We start from the raw sequence: 15,250 nt of genomic DNA, 5'->3' as shown, positions 1-15,250 counted from the left end.
GGCTCACTACCCGGTTACACGGACCGCCCGAACCGCGCGGGAAGCCGAGTGTTTAGAAGGACTTCGGTGGAACGGAGCGCTGGTCTTCGCCGACGTAGGCGGACAGCGGGCGAATCAGCGAGTTGTTTTCGTTTTGTTCCACGATGTGCGCGGTCCAGCCGGTGATGCGGGCCATGACGAAGATCGGGGTGAAGAACTGAATATCGAACCCGAGGATGTGGTAGGCAGGGCCGGCCGGGAAGTCTAGGTTCGGCTTGATCTTGATCGAGGTGTTTTCCTCCATGGTCTTGGCCATGATGTCGTACATCTCGATCCACTTGGTCTGGTCGTGCTGCTCGGCCAGCTCCTTGAAGGCGGCCTCCATAGTGGGAACGCGGGAGTCACCGTTCTTGTACACGCGGTGACCAAAGCCCATGACCAGGTCCTTATTGGCCAGCTTGTTCTTGGTCCACTCCTCTGCCTTGGCAGGATCGTCTACCTCGAGGAAGTTCTTCATGACTGCTTCGTTAGCACCACCGTGCAGTGGTCCCTTGAGCGCACCAATGGCGGCGACGATGGCGGAGTAGGTATCAGACATCGTAGAGGTAACCACGCGTGCCGAGAAGGTGGAGGCATTGAAGGAGTGCTCGGCGTAAAGGATGAGGGACTTATCAAAGGCCTCGATATCGGCGCGGTTTAGCGCAGGGGAGCCTTCTTCGTCGCCGAAGACCATCCACAGGAAGTTTTCAGCAAAGCCCTTCTTGCGGGAAGGCTCAATGTAGCCTTCACCGCGGCGGCGACGGATGTCGAGCGCGATGATGGTGGGGATCTTCGCCATGAGTTCGAGCGCGGTACGGCGGACGTGCTCGGAGTCCCTGGTGTATTCCTCCGCATCCTGAGCGCCAATGAAGGAAATCGCCGTGCGCAGCACGTCCATGGGGTGGCAGCTTTGCGGCATGGACATGATGAGGTCAATGAGATGGCGGTCCAGGTGACGCAATGCCTTTTCACGCGCGGAGAAACGGATGAGGGATTCTTGGCCCGGCAGCTTGCCATTCCACAAGAGGTACGCAACCTCTTCGAAGGAACAGTAGCGGGCGAGTTCTTGCACCGGGTAGCCGCGGTAGGTCAAGGAGTTGGTCTCAGGAACAACCTTGGAAACGGCAGTTTCATCAACGACGACGCCGTAAAGGCCCTTGCGGATTTCTGGGGTTTCGTTTTTCTTATCGGACATGGTCACTGGCTCCTTAGCTTTCAAAAGTGGGTTGATAATTGTCTTTGGAATAGGTGAATACGGACTGGTCGAACTCGTTGTATTCTTGGTAGCGGACCAGCTCGTACAGGCGGGAGCGGTGCTGCATGCGCTCTAACCATTCGGTCTGGATACCGGTTTCCTGCAAGTCGCGCAGGAATTCTTCGGTAGCTCCCATGGCCACGCGGAAGCTGGAGACCGGCCAGATCACAGCGTTGTATCCCAACCCGTCGAGGGTCTTTGCTGATTGCAGCTCGGTTTTGCCAAACTCCGTCATATTCGCCAACAGCGGCGTATCCACGGCGGCGCGGAACTTTTCAAAGTCCGCAGGGGAATACAGCGCCTCGGTGAAAATCAGATCCGCACCGGCTTCGGCATAGGCCTTAGCGCGGTCGATGGCGTCATCGATGCCATTGACACCGGCGGCATCGGTACGCGCGCAGATGATGAAATTAGGATCGCGGCGCTCGTTGACGGCCGCGCTGATGCGGCGGACCATGACCTCCTTGTCCACCACCTCCTTGCCGTCGAGGTGCCCGCAGCGCTTCGGGTTGACCTGGTCTTCCAGGTGGCAGCCGGCCAGCCCGGCATCCTCGAGGGCGGCGACGGTGCGGGCGGCGGACATGGGTTCGCCGAAGCCGGTATCGGCATCGACAAGCACGGGCAAGTCCGTAGCGCGCGCAATCTGCCCGGCGCGCTGGGCCACCTCCTTCAAGGTGGTAAGTCCAATATCGGGTAGGCCCAAATCGTTAGCCAGCACCGCGCCGGATACGTAGACGCCATCGAAGCCGCCGATGTCCTGGATAAGGCGGGCGGTAAGCGGATTAAACGCGCCCGGCAGGGTAGTAATCGATCCGGATTCGATGGATTTGCGGAAATTCGCGCGCTTTTCTGCGTTGGTGATTGTAGAACCAAATAGTCCAGCCATTAGAAGATTCCCTCCGGTTTCTCGGGCGCGGTGGCGAGGTGCTCATCGCTGACCCGCACGTTGAGTTCGGTTAAATCGGTGAGGTTTTCTAGGTCTTGCACGGCGGTGAGGAAGCGCTCTTGCTCGGCCTCGTCGACGACGCCATCGGCAAGCTTTTTGAACTTGGCAATGTACTGCTCGCGGGCGAAGGGGCGGGCGCCCAGCGGGTGGGCGTCAGCTACGGCGCGCTCATCCTCGATGACGGTGCCGTCCTTGAAGGTGATGACGGCCTTGCCGCCGAAGGCTTTTTCCTCAAGGTCGTTGGAGTGATAGCGGCGCGTCCACTCGGGATCCTCGACGGTGGAGATCTTCTGCCAGAGCTCGATGGTCTCCGGGCGGTTGGAGCGCTCAGGGGAATAGGAGGTTTCGTGGTCCCAAACGCCATCCTCTAGCGCGACCGCGAAGATGTACATCACAGAGTGGTCCAGCGTTTCGCGGGAGGCGGATGGATCCATCTTTTGCGGATCGTTCGCTCCGGTACCGATGACGTAGTGGGTGTGGTGGGAGGTGTGCAGCACGATGGACTCGATATCCGCCGTCTTCAGGCCCTTGTCCTCCAGCGTCTTTTTCAGCGCAAAGGCCATATCGATGGGAGCCTGCGCCTGGTATTCCGCGGAGTGTTCCTTGGTGTAGGTATCCAGGATGGCGGTCTTGGCCTCACCGTTTTCTGGCAGGGGCACGGTGTAGGTGCGCTCTGGTGAATGCAGCATCCAGGCGATGAACCCGTCCTCACCCTCCCAGATCGGCGCCGGGGCGCCCTCGCCGCGCATGGTGCGGTCGACGGCCTCGATGGCCATCTTGCCGGCGAAGGCTGGCGCGTAGGCCTTCCACGAAGAAATCAGGCCCTTGCGGGACTGGCGGGTTGCCGTGGTGGTGTGCAGCGCCTGGCCGACGGCCTGGTAAATCGTGTCCCTATCCAGGCCCAACATGGTGCCAAGCCCTGCGGCTACCGATGGCCCCAAGTGCGCCACGTGGTCGATCTTGTGCTCGTGTAGGCACATGCCTTTGACCAGGTTAACCTGGATTTCATAGCCGGTCGCGATGCCGCGGATAAGGTCGCGGCCGCTCAGGCCCTTGTGCTGTGCAGCGGCAAGAAGCGGTGGAATATTGTCGCCGGGGTGGGAATACTCGGCGGCGAGGAAGGTGTCGTGGTAGTCCAACTCGCGGACCGCAGTGCCATTGGCCAGTGCTGCCCACTCCGCGGAATACGTGCCATCGATGCCGAAGATGGTGGATCCGCCCTTGTCCACGGGGTGGGCTTCTGCCATCACCCGCGCGGATGTGACGGGGCCACGGGCAACGGAGGCCATAGCTACGGCGGCGTTGTCGATGATGCGGTTGATGATCATCTCGGTGGTTTCTTCCGGAACCTCTATGGGGTCCGCGGCCACCTCGGCCACCTTGTACGCCAAGTGCTCCTCGTAGGGGAAGTCCTCGGCGGATTTATGAGTGCGTACCTCATGGTTTTTCACTGGTTGCGTCCTCCTTTATCAAGAATGCGTTGCACATCACAGTAAATGCTTGCATGTGGTGCACGCTATAGGTAATGTTTGTGGAAATTAGCGGACTTCTTTTGTGAAATCTGCAAAACTTGTGATTTTCACAGCGCATGGGCCTTAAAGAAAGGACGGGGACGCATGACCAAGCACTACGCGGGGGCACGGATTCACGCTTTGCGCAAGCAGCGCGGACTCACTCAGGTGGCGATGGCTAAGAAACTCGGGTTATCCACGAGCTACCTCAACCAGTTGGAAAACGACCAGCGCCCGCTTACCGTGACCGTGTTAATGCAGCTAGCCCAGCGCTTTACCGTGGATCCCAGCTACTTCGCCGAAGACCGCGATATCCATACGATTACCGAGCTCCGCCATATCTTCCCTGATGCCTCTGAAGAAACGCTTTCGGATCTCGCCTCCCGCTTTCCCGAGTTGATGCCGCGGTTTGTTGATGTTGCTTCCCGCGCGCCCGCTGCGGACCCCTCCCCCTTTGAAGTGGTGCGGGACTTCTTTTATGACGCGCATAACTACATCCACGAGCTCGATGTGCTCGCAGAAGAACTCGCCGGCCAGTTGGGCGATCGCGTCCTGCGCCGGGGCCGGCTCGCCTCCCGCATGCATGAGGATCTGGGGGTTACGGTGCGCTTTTCCCGCCCCGGCCCTCGGCGCAGCTTCGATCCAGACACGCGCGAGCTTTCGCTGCGCGATGGATTATCTGAGGCACAATTGGTCTTTGAAATGGCCCTGCAATACTGCCTGCTGGCCTACGGCGATATCTGTGACAACCTCGTGTCTGAACTGCCCGAAGGCGAATCCCAGGATCTGGCTACCTTGGGCCTTGCGCAGTATTTCGCGGCGGCTGTGACCATGCCCTACCAGCGCTTTCTCACCATGGCAGAGGATACCCGGTACGATATCGACCTGCTGTGTAACTACTTTGGAACCGGGTTTGAAACAACGGCGCAGCGCCTCGCCACGCTCCAGCGCCCAGGGCTTAAGGGCGTGCCGTTTTCCTTCATCCGCACCGACCGTGCGGGCAATATTTCTAAGCGGCAGTCCTCTACCGCCTTTCACTTCGCGCGCTCTGGTGGTTCCTGCCCCCTGTGGGTGGTCCACCGCGCCTTTGAAACCCCGAACCGCATTACCCGCCAGGTAGCCGCCATGCCAGACGGCCATGCTTACCTGTGGATCGGGCGTTTCGTGCAGGGAACGGCCAAGTCGTGGGGTACCCCGCGCAAGGAATTCGCGGTAGGCCTAGGCTGCGATATCGCCCAGGCGGATCGCATCGTCTATGCCGATGCCCTGAACCTGGACATTTCCGCCGCCACCCCGATTGGCCCAGGCTGTACCGCCTGCCCCCGCGAATTCTGTCCACAGCGCGCCCTGCCGGAGGCAGATAGGCCGATCAAAATCGAGCTCAACCGCACTGCAGAGCAGGCCTACTCCACGTTCTAGGAACGAGGTTTACTCCAGGTCATCGTGGGCCACCAAGCGGCGGGCGGCCTCGGTAATGGTGCCGGAAAGCGATGGGTAGACCGCGAAAGAATCGGCCAGCTGGTTCACCGTGAGCTGGTTGGTCACCGCCATCGCAATCGGCAGGATGAGCTCGGAGGCAGTCGGTGCGACGATGACGCCACCAATCACGCGGCCAGAGGTAGCACGGCAGAATAGCTTGACAAAACCGTGCTGCAGCGAGCGCATCTTTGCACGCGGGTTGGTATTCAGCGGCATGGTAATGGCGCGGGCGGCGACCTCACCGGCCTCGATTTCGGCCTGGGTAAAGCCGACCGCGGCGATCTCCGGGCGGGTAAAGACCGCGTTAGCCACGGTCTTCAGGCGCAGCGGCGAGACGCCTTCACCAAGCGCGTGGTACATCGCCACGCGGCCCTGCATTGCGGCCACGGAGGCAAGCGGGAAGAGATCGGAGCAGTCACCGGCGGCGTAGATGCCGGCGATATTCGTGCGCGAGACGCGATCCACCTGGATGTGCCCAGACTTCGCGGTTTCCACGCCCACGTTTTCCAGCTTCAGATCCTTGGTATTCGGGACGGAACCAATGGACATGATGACGTGCGAACCGTGAATCTCGCGCCCGTCCTGCGTGGTCACCACCACGTTGCCGTCCTCGGTGCGGTTAACGGTTTCCACGCGGCAGTTCTTTTCCAGCTCCACGCCGCGCTCGCTCAGCACGGTTTCGAGGACGTCGGCGGCATCGGCATCATCATGCGGCAAGATGCGATCGCGCGAAGCCACCATCGTGACCTTGACGCCCAGCTCGGCAAAGGCGGATACAAACTCGGCACCGGTGACACCGGAGCCAACCACAATGAGGTGCTCCGGCAGCTCGGTGAGGTTATATACCTGCTGCCAGGTCAGGATGCGCTCGCCATCCGGCTGGGCGCCGGGCAAAATGCGTGGGGTGGCACCGGTAGCCACCAAGACGAGGTCCGCATCCAGCGTCTCCTCGTGGCCATCCTCGTTGAAGACCGCGGTGACCTTGTGCCCACCAAACGCATCGGCCTGCTGATCCTCCGGGAAGTGCGCACGGCCATCGATAACGCGGGCACCCAAGGAATCCATGGTATTGCGGATATCACCGGATTGCTTAGCCGCCAAGTCCTGCACGCGCTGGTTCAGCGCGCTGATGGAAAGCTGCGCCTTGCCGATGCCCTCGTTCAGCTCCATGTCATCCGCGCGGCGCAAGTCCGTTTTAATATTGGCGCCGGCGATGAAGGACTTGGAGGGAACACAGTCCAGGACCACGCTATTGCCGCCCATGCCTTGGTCTTCGATGATGGTGATTTCCGCGCCGTACTTGGCGCCAGCCAGCGCTGCCTCGTAGCCCGCCGGGCCACCGCCGATGATGACAATTCGCTTGGTCTGGTTCAACACGCAATTGCTCCTTTATAGGCTCCACTTTTAAAGTCGCCTACGAGTCTAACCCGTAGGTAACCCCAGCGCGTTAGTCCGCCTGCGCATTCTCCCCCATAAATTGCTCGACAACGGCACCGAAAAGCTTAATGCCCACACCAATTGCCCGCTCATCCACGATGAGGTCGCCCATGTGCAGATCGTGCTGTTCCCCCTCCCCGGACCAGCAACCAAGGCGCGCCATGGAACCGGGCACCTTTTCCAAATACCAGGAAAAGTCCTCGCCGCCGGAAGACTGCGGGGCCTGGACCACGGCTTGCGGGTCGATGGACTGTGCGGCAGAAGCGAGCATGGCGGTTGCGACGTCATCGTTAAGCACCGGCGGCACGCCGCGGTTATAGGACAATTCGTACTCTACCCCCACCGGCGCAAGGATCTGATCCACTAACTCCGCGAAGAGTTCCTGCATCTGGCGCCAGATGGTGATATCCGCGGTGCGCATCGTGCCGGTCAGCATGCCGGTTTCCGGGATTGCGTTAGGGGCGTAGCCGGAATTGACCTGGCCAAAGACCAAAACCGTGCCGGTGCGCGGGTCGACGCGGCGCGACAGCAGCGCCGGCAGCTCAGTAATAACCTTGCCCAGCGCATAGACCACGTCCGCGGATAGGTGTGGGCGCGAGGTATGCCCGCCCGGCCCCTTAATCTTGAGTTCCACTACGTCGGTTGCCGAGGTAATGGCCCCAGCGCGGATTCCGATGCGCCCCACGCGCAACTTCGGCTCGGCGTGGATGGCGAAGATGGAATGCACGCCTTCTAACGCGCCCCAAGAAATAACGTCGGTGGCTCCGCCGACCCATACTTCCTCCGCCGGCTGGAAGATGACGCGAATACCCAGCTGCAGCTGATTAACCCGCTGAAAATCCGCCAGCGCGCACGCCAAGCCGAGCGCCACGGTGGTGTGCACGTCGTGGCCGCACGCGTGCATGGTACCGGGCTTCTCGGAGGTAAACTCCAGCCCTGTTACCTCCGTGATGGGCAGCGCATCGATATCGGCGCGGAAGGCCAAGCGGCCAAGCTCCGTGTTTGGGCCGATGTCCACCATCAGGCCGGTGTGCGGGAAGCGCTGCGGCTCAAGCCCGTAATCCGCAAGGATATTCGCGATGTAATTGGTGGTTTCCACCTCTTGGTTCGCCGTTTCCGGATTGCGGTGGATATGGCGCCGCCACGCGATGACCTCCGCACGGTGAGCATCGAACCACTCGCTAATAAACTCCGAGATCACGCGCACGCCTCCCTGTTGCTGGACTATCTCTTGGAGGCAGTCTACAACTAGACCATGCGGTTCAGTAAGTCAGGGTGGTTAGCCCCGCGCATTACTAAAGCGCCGCTGGTTGATGTAGTCCTGCGGAAAGGGCGCCACATCTTCTACCCCGAGCACGGCGGAATCCGCCAAGTGGCCCTCCACCACGTCCCCACCGGCCGGCAAGAGGACCGCCGGCGGGATCTCTAAAGCCAGCGCCAGCTTGTACACCGTGGACAATTGCGGGTCCGCCATGGTATGTAGGCCATTTTCGTTGCGTTCCAGATTGGAAATCTGGCTGCGCGATACCCCCGAAATATCCGCAAGCACTTGCTGGGATACCCCGCGCCGCTCGCGCACGCGGCGCAGTTGTTGCGAAAATCCGTAGCCGTAGCTCGACCACATTAGTTGAATAAAACTCACGATCTTTTCCCCCTTTTGAAAGCCACCTTCGGGCTTTCAGGGAGAAATACTAGCTTAAAGATCGATATTGCGCGGGCCGTAGAGGCGATCGCCGGCATCGCCAAGCCCCGGCACGATATAGGCATCCGCATTAAGTTCGGGGTCAATTGCGGCGGTGACGAGGCGGACAGGAAGGCCCGATTTCTCCAGCGCATCCACGCCATTTTGGGCCGAGACCATGCAGATGGCGGTGATATCGGTAGCGCCGCGGGCGGCTAAGAGGCGCAGGGCGTGCAGCAGGGATCCGCCGGTGGCCAGCATGGGGTCAACGACGAAGACGGTGCGCCCGGTCAGGTCTTGCGGCAGGGCCTCCAAGTACGGCACGGGCTCGTGGGTTTCTTCATCGCGCGCCATGCCGATGAATCCGACCTGGGCATCCGGAATCATCGACAGGGCAGGATCCACCATGCCGAGCCCGGCGCGAATGATGGGCACGATGATGGGCGGATCCTGCAGGCGGGTGCCTTGTGCTGTGGCAACCGGGGTTTCGCAAGCGAAGTTTTCTACCGCCAAATCGCGGGAGGCTTCATATACGAGCATGGTTCCCAGGTCATTGAGCGCGGCGCGAAAAGCGGAGTTATCGCTGCGCGCATCGCGCATCAGGGTCAGGCGGGAAGCGGCAAGCGGGTGGTCTACGACGTGGATATCCATGTCCACTACTTTAAATTTTTTGGGAACCACTTGGGCCATTGGCCAGTCCAATAGGGCATGAGACCTTTTCAGATAGATACCGCCCACGCCCGCCATTTAGCCCGTGACCTGCACGCGAACGCGCAGGGAGACAATCCACCCCACCCGGCATTACCCGAAGATTCGGCCTTTACTGGGTTCAATGAGGAGGTCCATGCCGCTTTAGACAATATTGGGGCGCGGATGACCATGCTGCGCCGCGATATGGACCACATCGCGCAGTCTTCCTTCCAGATGTCGCGCGAGGCGGAAGACTCCGATGCAGCGTTACGCGACTCCCTCGGGGCGGCGATCTAAGTGCTTGCTACCGCCATTAAAAATATCGCCGCGCTGCAACCTTCGCCGCTTCCCGATGTCCAACTTCCCCGCGTCCCAGATCTCTCCGCCGCCCAGCCACTGGCGGATATCGCGCACGGCGATGCCTCGCAGCTTATCGCCGCCGCGGACCTCCTCACCGGCGATAACGAGACCGTCTCCGCCGTACTTGGCCAAGCGCGCAGCCTTATCGCGGCTGCCGCCGGCGATATCTTCGGCATCGGAACGCGACTCATCCAGGCCGCTACGCCAGCCGCGATGGGATTAATCTCCCTCGATCCCGCCTCTCGCGCCGCAGCACTTGCTTCTCTTCGCACCGTGATAGACGAGCATATTGGCTTGGCGATGGCCCGGGTCAACCGCCTGAAAGACGAGCTCACCAATGCCGCCTCGGCCCTGTTGCCCATCTCCCAGCGCCCGGTGGAATCCGCCGTGGGCCAGCCCCAGCAGCTAACAGCTGCCGCGGCGACGCACACGGCCGTGGCCCCTCCATCAGAACTGGACCCTGCTCCCACACCGAACCCGCCGGCGGGTACCGAAGCCGGCTCGGATGCGGGCCGAGCGGCCGTGGCCGCGGCCAAAAGCCAATTGGGCCAACCTTATACTTGGGGCGGAACCGGCAATGGTGGCTTTGACTGCTCGGGGCTTACCCAATGGGCCTATTCCCAGGCGGGGGTGGATATACCGCGCACGGCGGACCAGCAGGCCATCGGCAAGCAGGTCAGCGCCGATCAGCTCCAGCCCGGCGATCTGGTGGTCTGGGATGGCCATGTGGCAATGTATTCCGGCAATGGCGAGATCGTGGAGGCCGGCGACCCCGTGCAGACCAACCCGCTGCGCACGAATAATATGGGCATGCAATTTAAGGGCTTTTGGCGGCCGACTGCCTGACAAGGCCCCGGCAATTCCGCGCGGCAGCTGGGGCGTTGGGTAGACTAAAAGGCCATGAGTAACCGTGCGATTGTGCCTATTAAGCTCTCCCTGACTGAGGGCGATTTTTATACCCTCTGGGCGCCCAAGTGGCGCGAAAGCGGCTCCGACTGGCAAGCCTTTTTGGGCGACGATGACTCCGTCTTGGTCTTTGACTCCCCCGCTGAGCTGCTGTGCTACCTGGAGTCCGATGCCAAGCATGACCTGCTAGATCACCCGCAGTGGGAACAATTTGCCGCCCGCCCAGCGCACCGCGTTACCCCGGCCAAGCGCGATGAATACGATCTCATTGGCATGCCAGAAGCCCTCGCCGGCCGCCCCAGCCACGCCAATGTCGCAACCGTGGCGCGCGACCTCGAAGTGGCATCTGCGCTTGCCGATGTCGCCGCTGCCGAACAAACCACCATCTTCTTCGCCACCCACTCCATCCTGCGCAACGTCTCCCGCGGCGCCGATCACTATTCCGGCGAGCAGGGTCTGAATGAGTGGACCGGCGTCGGACGGGTCATCTTGACCAACTGGAAAAAAGTCATCGCGGATTTGGATAAGCACGTCCGCGTGGTTCCGAGCGATGAATTCGACGCCGCCGCTATCTCCGATGCCGAAACCCGCATCTCCGAGGCAGCGAGTGCCGCCGACGCTGCCGCCAAGGAAGCCGAAGAAAAGCGCAAGGCCGCAGCAGATGCCGCCGACCCCTATGACGAGTCCCCCTGGGCCGCCGCCGGAATCGACCCGATTAAAATCACCGCGCAGTCCAAGTCCGTCTACACGCTGCGCACCTACTTGGACGGCAATCCCATCTTCTTAGGCAAGTGGGGCGAAATCTTTACCTTCGATTCCTCCAAGACGCTGGTGCGGTGGCTCATCGATAATGATGACCACGACTTGGCGCGCGTGTCCACCTGGGAGGACGTTGTCACCGCCGCCAATGCCGGTGAACTCGAGGTCCAGGTCCACCCGGATAACCAGTACTCCTTTAATGGCATCGTGCGCGATATTGAAAAGGGACCGGAAGCGGTCGACTCCGACCAACTAGCCCGCTGCTACGAGGTCTGCGCCGATGCCGCGGACTGGGCCGGGGACGATTCCATTAACTCCTATATGCTGGCGAACCCACGCTTGCAGGACTACCTCGGCTACATGCTCGGTTCCACCGAGCACGCAGGCTACGTGCCGTCGAAGCCGTATAACGAGCATGCGGAGTCCTGGAAGGGTCTTGAGAACATGCTAATTAAGCGTTTTTCCCGCTTTTAAGTTTTTACTCTGCCCTGCGGACTACCGGCTCTAGCTACCTCAGCTGCCGGGAGCCGTTACTAACAGAAGACCGCCCCAGTCCAACCACTCCTCACAGTGGAGCGTGGACTGGGGCGGTTGCTGCATTTTCACCTACACCTCATTCCGCATCAAGTGCGGCTAGAGGTGGGAGCCGAGGTGCTCGATAAGATCTCCCAGCATTCTGCGCGATTGGGGCGCGCGCGGGCGTACCTGATCGAAGCCGTGATAGGCACCTGCATATACATCAAGTGTGGTCTCGACTCCGGCATCCTGCAGTGCGGTAGCAAAGGCCACAGATTCATCATGAAAAAGGTCGATGTCTCCCACGCCGATCCACGTGGGCGGCATCCCCGAGTGATCCGAACGCGTCGCCGGCGATGCATACGGCGGCAACGGGGTTCCTAAATGGTCCTTTCCTAAGTACATATCCCAGGCACCGCGATTTAAGTTCGGCGGACAAATAAACTGCCCCACCGCACCCTCTTTAACAATGGTGCGGTGATCAAGCATTGGATAGACCAATCCAAGCGCTCGAATGGGATGATCTTCATCCACCGTGCGCTGGGCAAGGCCTGCGGCCAAGCCGCCACCGGCGCTATCGCCAGCGACCGCAATGCGCGAAGTATCCGCGCCTAGCAGCTCACCGTTTTCCTGCATCCAGCGCAATGCGGCATAACACTCTTCTAAATCCGCAGGAAAAGGTTTCTGCGTGGATTTGTGATAGCGCGGTGCGATGACAATGGCCCCCAGCTCCGATGCGATGAGCGAAGTTTGGGGATCATGCATCGCCGGACCACCGAGCAGGTGTCCTCCACCGTGAATCCACATCACCACGGGACGTGGCTCGGCCGGCGCTCCATCTCCGCGTGGAGTAATAACGCGGGCACGGAATGCTTGGTCTTCAAAAGAACAAGATAGCTCTTCGATGTCCACCGGACGCCACTTCGGACGGGCCACGTCCATATTGGCAAATAGCCTGCTCGTTCGAGCGAATCGATCGCCCGAGAGCAGGTGCAGCGGCAGGTACAGTAATGGGCTGCGAAGCTCAGGTGCAACGCTGCGCAGATAAGGACGACGGCTCTTTATATATGCCGCCGCCCCTACTACCGCGCTGCCTGCAGCGAGAGCCTTCAGCGCCCGCATTAAAAGTCGCGCAGGATGCGCTGTGCCAAAGGCTCAGACGATGCCGGGTTCTGACCGGTGTACAGGTTGCGGTCAACCTCAACATAAGGCTGCATCGGATCGGTCTGCTTGAAGTCAGCGCCGAGCTCGCGCAGGCGGGTCTCAACAACCCACTTGGCAGCGGCGATGGTCTCCTCGCCTTCTTCGGCGTTGGTAAAACCAGTCATGGTGTAGCCCTTGAGTGGCCAGTTGTCATTGTCCAGCGCGAGCAAAGCGGCCGGTGCGTGGCAAACCAGGGACAGGGCGCGACCGGACTCGATGCGCTCTTGCAGCAGCTTGGCGGAGTCTTGGTCATAAGCCAAGTCCTCCATCGGGCCGTGGCCGCCGGGGTAAAAGACGAGGTCGTAGTCGGCTTCCTTAACATCGGCCAGGTTCAGTGGGTCTTCTAGGTCCGGGCCGATTTCTGCGAGGTAGTTCTCCTGCTCGGCGCGGTCGCCTTCAGACAATACCTCGAGGCTGTACTCGTCTACTACTGGGGCCTTTGCGTTCGGCGTAGCAAAGTCGATATCCCAACCAGCGTTCTTAAAAACGCGGTGCGGAGCGATGAGCTCTTCGGCCCAGTAACCGGTAGGGCGGGCGCTGCCATCAGCCAGCGTCCACTTATCTGCGGCGGTAACAACGAATAGTGCGGAAGGCATGTCTTCCTCCTTTATGTAGATTAACTCTTTATTACTCTTCGGAAGCGTTGTCATTCAGGTTCATTGAGAACCCAGAATCTTGGAGCGACTCCTCAGTATCGGGGCCGGCAAGTTCCGGATCGGAGAGGTCCTCGTAGGCCGGAAGGACAACGGTCTCAAGGATACGCTGCCTTGTCTCTTCGGTGCCGAAAATATTTTCAATCGCCTTCACGGTGAGATCGAAAAACTCCTCCAAGCCGTACCCAAAGGTCTCACTCAAGGCGAGAAACTGCCTGCTCAGCGTGGAATCTCCGGAAGAGACAGAACAGGTAAAGCCGAGCTGCTGCAACAGGGGCAGCGGATGATCCGTCAGCTCCTCAACGTCATCCAAGGGCGAGAATACCAATGGAATGTGTCGGTCGCGGATCCATCCGGAAGCCTTGCCCGGGCGGATTCCATCGACATCAGCGGTGAAATCATCAATCATATTCACTGGTCGCAGCAAGCGGTTGACGCCGGCCTGCGCGGCGCTTTCGGTGGCGGAGAATTCCTCGCCCACCGCGATCTGGGTAGGCAGGTACTTCGTACGGAACTCCGCCGCGGCGGCAGCACTCCCCTCCGGCAGGGTGTAGCCAGCAATGCCTGCAGAGTCCAAAGCGTTAGCCGCCGGCTCTGCCGCCTCGAGGACAAAACGTACCTCGAGATCGCCGAAGCGTTCCGCGGCCACCTCGCGCACGACTGCGGACGTATCGAAAGAATAAGCCGCGGGGTTGAGCTGCAGCTCGGCGTAGACCACGTGGTCATCGGCAAGCTGGGCACACTGCTCGCGAATATCCGCGTTCAATTCCTCCGCGGTGCTTGCCTGCGAGCGAACCGGCTCCCAAAGGGATACCTTAGGAAGTTGTTCCACCACGCTCTCGGCAGAATCCTTATTTTCTGGGCTAATTAATGGTGCATCGTGCATGCGCACCATCGTAGGCATCCGCCCCAAGATGCGCCATGCCAGCGTTCTACTTGCGCGGCTTCCTCTTGACCACTTCTGCGTTTGCGAACTCGTCGTGGGAACCGCGCCGGTTATTTTCCTCATTAATGGTGACTGTGTGCACCACCGCGCCCATCAGGCCCACCAATTGCCCAATTCCCGGGACCACGTTGATAAGGCGCCACCACTGGCGCTTTGCGGACTGGCTGAGGCTGAGCTTTTCCTTCGTATCGACATCCCGCACGGTATAGCCGGCAAGAATCTTTGCCGGGCTAGCGCCCAACCACACTTCGCTGCCCAGAACGTAGACCACCATGACGATGCAGAAAACGACAAAGGACAGGGCTTCTACATCCGCGAGCTCGTCGACGACCGCGCCAAACGCACTGCTGATGCCACCAGCCAAGAAGAAGTCCAAGATGCCCATGCCAATGCGCGTGCTTTGCGATGGCCGTTCCTGTGCCTGGTGCTGGAACGGCACCGGCGGGGCAGCGAACGACGGCGACACCTGTTGCTGCGGTGATGCGTGCCGAGCGAATGGGTCTTGCGCGTACGGGGAACTATACGGGCTGGGCTGGGCAAAATCCGGCGCCCGCTTCGGACCACCCTGCGATTGATCGTGGAAGTTTGACTGCGTGCGCGGTGCTGGAGACCACTGCCCCACCGAACTCAGCGTGCCGAGCTCGCCCCACGTCGGGCGAAGGCCGGTGCGCAATGCTTCATCGTATTCGGCCCTCTTTTTCGCCGAACCCAGGATGCTGGCCGCTATGCGCAGCTGTACACGCCGCGGCTCATCGGGGTTATATCCTTGCTGCCCGAGCTTGATATCTTTTGCTTCCAATAAAACGGAAAGCTCATCCTCGCCACCACTGCGGTCGAGGTCCCACTTGTCGTAGAAGTCTGGGGCAATATCATCGGCGTTCATAGTGTCC

15 protein-coding genes are annotated in these 15,250 nt (G+C 60.5%); 4 read left to right on the top strand and 11 right to left on the bottom strand.

The window, feature by feature from the left end; all coding sequences use genetic code 11:
- Positions 1-52 precede the first annotated feature (52 nt).
- The 3 genes from ACLI1T_RS02485 to prpD are packed head-to-tail and all read right to left on the bottom strand — an operon-like array spanning position 53 to position 3,670.
- Positions 53-1,213, bottom strand: a complete 1,161-nt coding sequence (locus ACLI1T_RS02485; RefSeq protein ID WP_349852143.1) for a bifunctional 2-methylcitrate synthase/citrate synthase — start codon at positions 1,211-1,213, stop codon at positions 53-55.
- A 13-nt stretch (positions 1,214-1,226) separates the two neighbouring features.
- Positions 1,227-2,159 carry a methylisocitrate lyase gene (prpB, locus tag ACLI1T_RS02480; RefSeq protein ID WP_411702946.1) on the bottom strand — a complete coding sequence of 311 codons (933 nt, stop codon included), beginning with the start codon at positions 2,157-2,159 and terminating at the stop codon, positions 1,227-1,229.
- The gene (gene prpD, locus ACLI1T_RS02475; RefSeq protein WP_349852146.1) at positions 2,159-3,670 is read right to left on the bottom strand and encodes a 2-methylcitrate dehydratase PrpD; all 1,512 of its coding nucleotides are present in this window, start codon (positions 3,668-3,670) and stop codon (positions 2,159-2,161) included. Before prpD ends, prpB begins: the two co-directional genes overlap by 1 nt.
- A 165-nt stretch (positions 3,671-3,835) precedes the next feature.
- On the opposite strand from prpD, the gene ACLI1T_RS02470 reads away from it, so the two are divergent.
- Entirely contained in the window at positions 3,836-5,149 is a 1,314-nt protein-coding gene (locus tag ACLI1T_RS02470; protein WP_023025387.1) for a short-chain fatty acyl-CoA regulator family protein, read from the top strand.
- Positions 5,150-5,158: 9 nt separating this feature from the next.
- Here the strand turns inward: ACLI1T_RS02470 and ACLI1T_RS02465 are convergent, their stop codons facing one another.
- The 4 genes from ACLI1T_RS02465 to upp all read right to left on the bottom strand — a co-directional run bounded on the left by ACLI1T_RS02465 (position 5,159) and on the right by upp (position 8,978).
- Complete coding sequence (locus tag ACLI1T_RS02465; RefSeq protein ID WP_349852148.1) at positions 5,159-6,586, bottom strand: NAD(P)H-quinone dehydrogenase; 1,428 nt, start codon at positions 6,584-6,586, stop codon at positions 5,159-5,161.
- A gap of 70 nt (positions 6,587-6,656) precedes the next feature.
- Entirely contained in the window at positions 6,657-7,847 is a 1,191-nt protein-coding gene (locus ACLI1T_RS02460) for a M20 family metallopeptidase (protein WP_349852338.1), read from the bottom strand.
- A 78-nt stretch (positions 7,848-7,925) separates the two neighbouring features.
- Positions 7,926-8,288: a helix-turn-helix domain-containing protein gene (locus ACLI1T_RS02455; RefSeq protein ID WP_005281543.1), complete on the bottom strand. Its 363-nt coding sequence runs from the start codon at positions 8,286-8,288 to the stop codon at positions 7,926-7,928.
- 54 nt (positions 8,289-8,342) lie between these two features.
- The gene (gene upp / locus ACLI1T_RS02450; RefSeq protein ID WP_411702945.1) at positions 8,343-8,978 is read right to left on the bottom strand and encodes a uracil phosphoribosyltransferase; all 636 of its coding nucleotides are present in this window, start codon (positions 8,976-8,978) and stop codon (positions 8,343-8,345) included.
- A gap of 57 nt (positions 8,979-9,035) precedes the next feature.
- Between upp and ACLI1T_RS02445 the strand changes: the two genes are divergently transcribed.
- From ACLI1T_RS02445 to ACLI1T_RS02435, 3 genes are read left to right on the top strand one after another with little or no spacing between them, the layout of a single operon-like run.
- Positions 9,036-9,314, top strand: coding sequence for a chemotaxis protein (locus ACLI1T_RS02445; RefSeq protein ID WP_411702944.1), 279 nt, complete (start codon positions 9,036-9,038; stop codon positions 9,312-9,314).
- Positions 9,315-10,223: a C40 family peptidase gene (locus ACLI1T_RS02440; RefSeq protein ID WP_411702943.1), complete on the top strand. Its 909-nt coding sequence runs from the start codon at positions 9,315-9,317 to the stop codon at positions 10,221-10,223.
- Between the two features lie 54 nt (positions 10,224-10,277).
- Positions 10,278-11,516, top strand: coding sequence for a hypothetical protein (locus tag ACLI1T_RS02435; RefSeq protein WP_411702942.1), 1,239 nt, complete (start codon positions 10,278-10,280; stop codon positions 11,514-11,516).
- A gap of 159 nt (positions 11,517-11,675) precedes the next feature.
- Here the strand turns inward: ACLI1T_RS02435 and ACLI1T_RS02430 are convergent, their stop codons facing one another.
- The 4 genes from ACLI1T_RS02430 to ACLI1T_RS02415 are packed head-to-tail and all read right to left on the bottom strand — an operon-like array spanning position 11,676 to position 15,243.
- Positions 11,676-12,680, bottom strand: coding sequence for an alpha/beta hydrolase fold domain-containing protein (locus ACLI1T_RS02430; RefSeq protein ID WP_034659618.1), 1,005 nt, complete (start codon positions 12,678-12,680; stop codon positions 11,676-11,678).
- A complete protein-coding gene (locus tag ACLI1T_RS02425; protein ID WP_023025374.1) occupies positions 12,680-13,357 on the bottom strand; it encodes a type 1 glutamine amidotransferase domain-containing protein in 678 nt (225 codons plus the stop codon). The genes ACLI1T_RS02430 and ACLI1T_RS02425 overlap by 1 nt, the downstream gene beginning before the upstream one ends.
- Before the next feature lie 31 nt (positions 13,358-13,388).
- Complete coding sequence (locus ACLI1T_RS02420; protein WP_411702941.1) at positions 13,389-14,300, bottom strand: adenosine deaminase; 912 nt, start codon at positions 14,298-14,300, stop codon at positions 13,389-13,391.
- A gap of 46 nt (positions 14,301-14,346) precedes the next feature.
- Entirely contained in the window at positions 14,347-15,243 is an 897-nt protein-coding gene (locus ACLI1T_RS02415; RefSeq protein WP_411702940.1) for an RDD family protein, read from the bottom strand.
- Positions 15,244-15,250: the final 7 nt, after the last annotated feature.

Source organism: Corynebacterium tuingiense, assembly GCF_046718165.1.
In the GTDB taxonomy this organism is placed as follows: domain Bacteria; phylum Actinomycetota; class Actinomycetes; order Mycobacteriales; family Mycobacteriaceae; genus Corynebacterium.
This window is presented reverse-complemented; position numbering and strand designations above follow the sequence as displayed.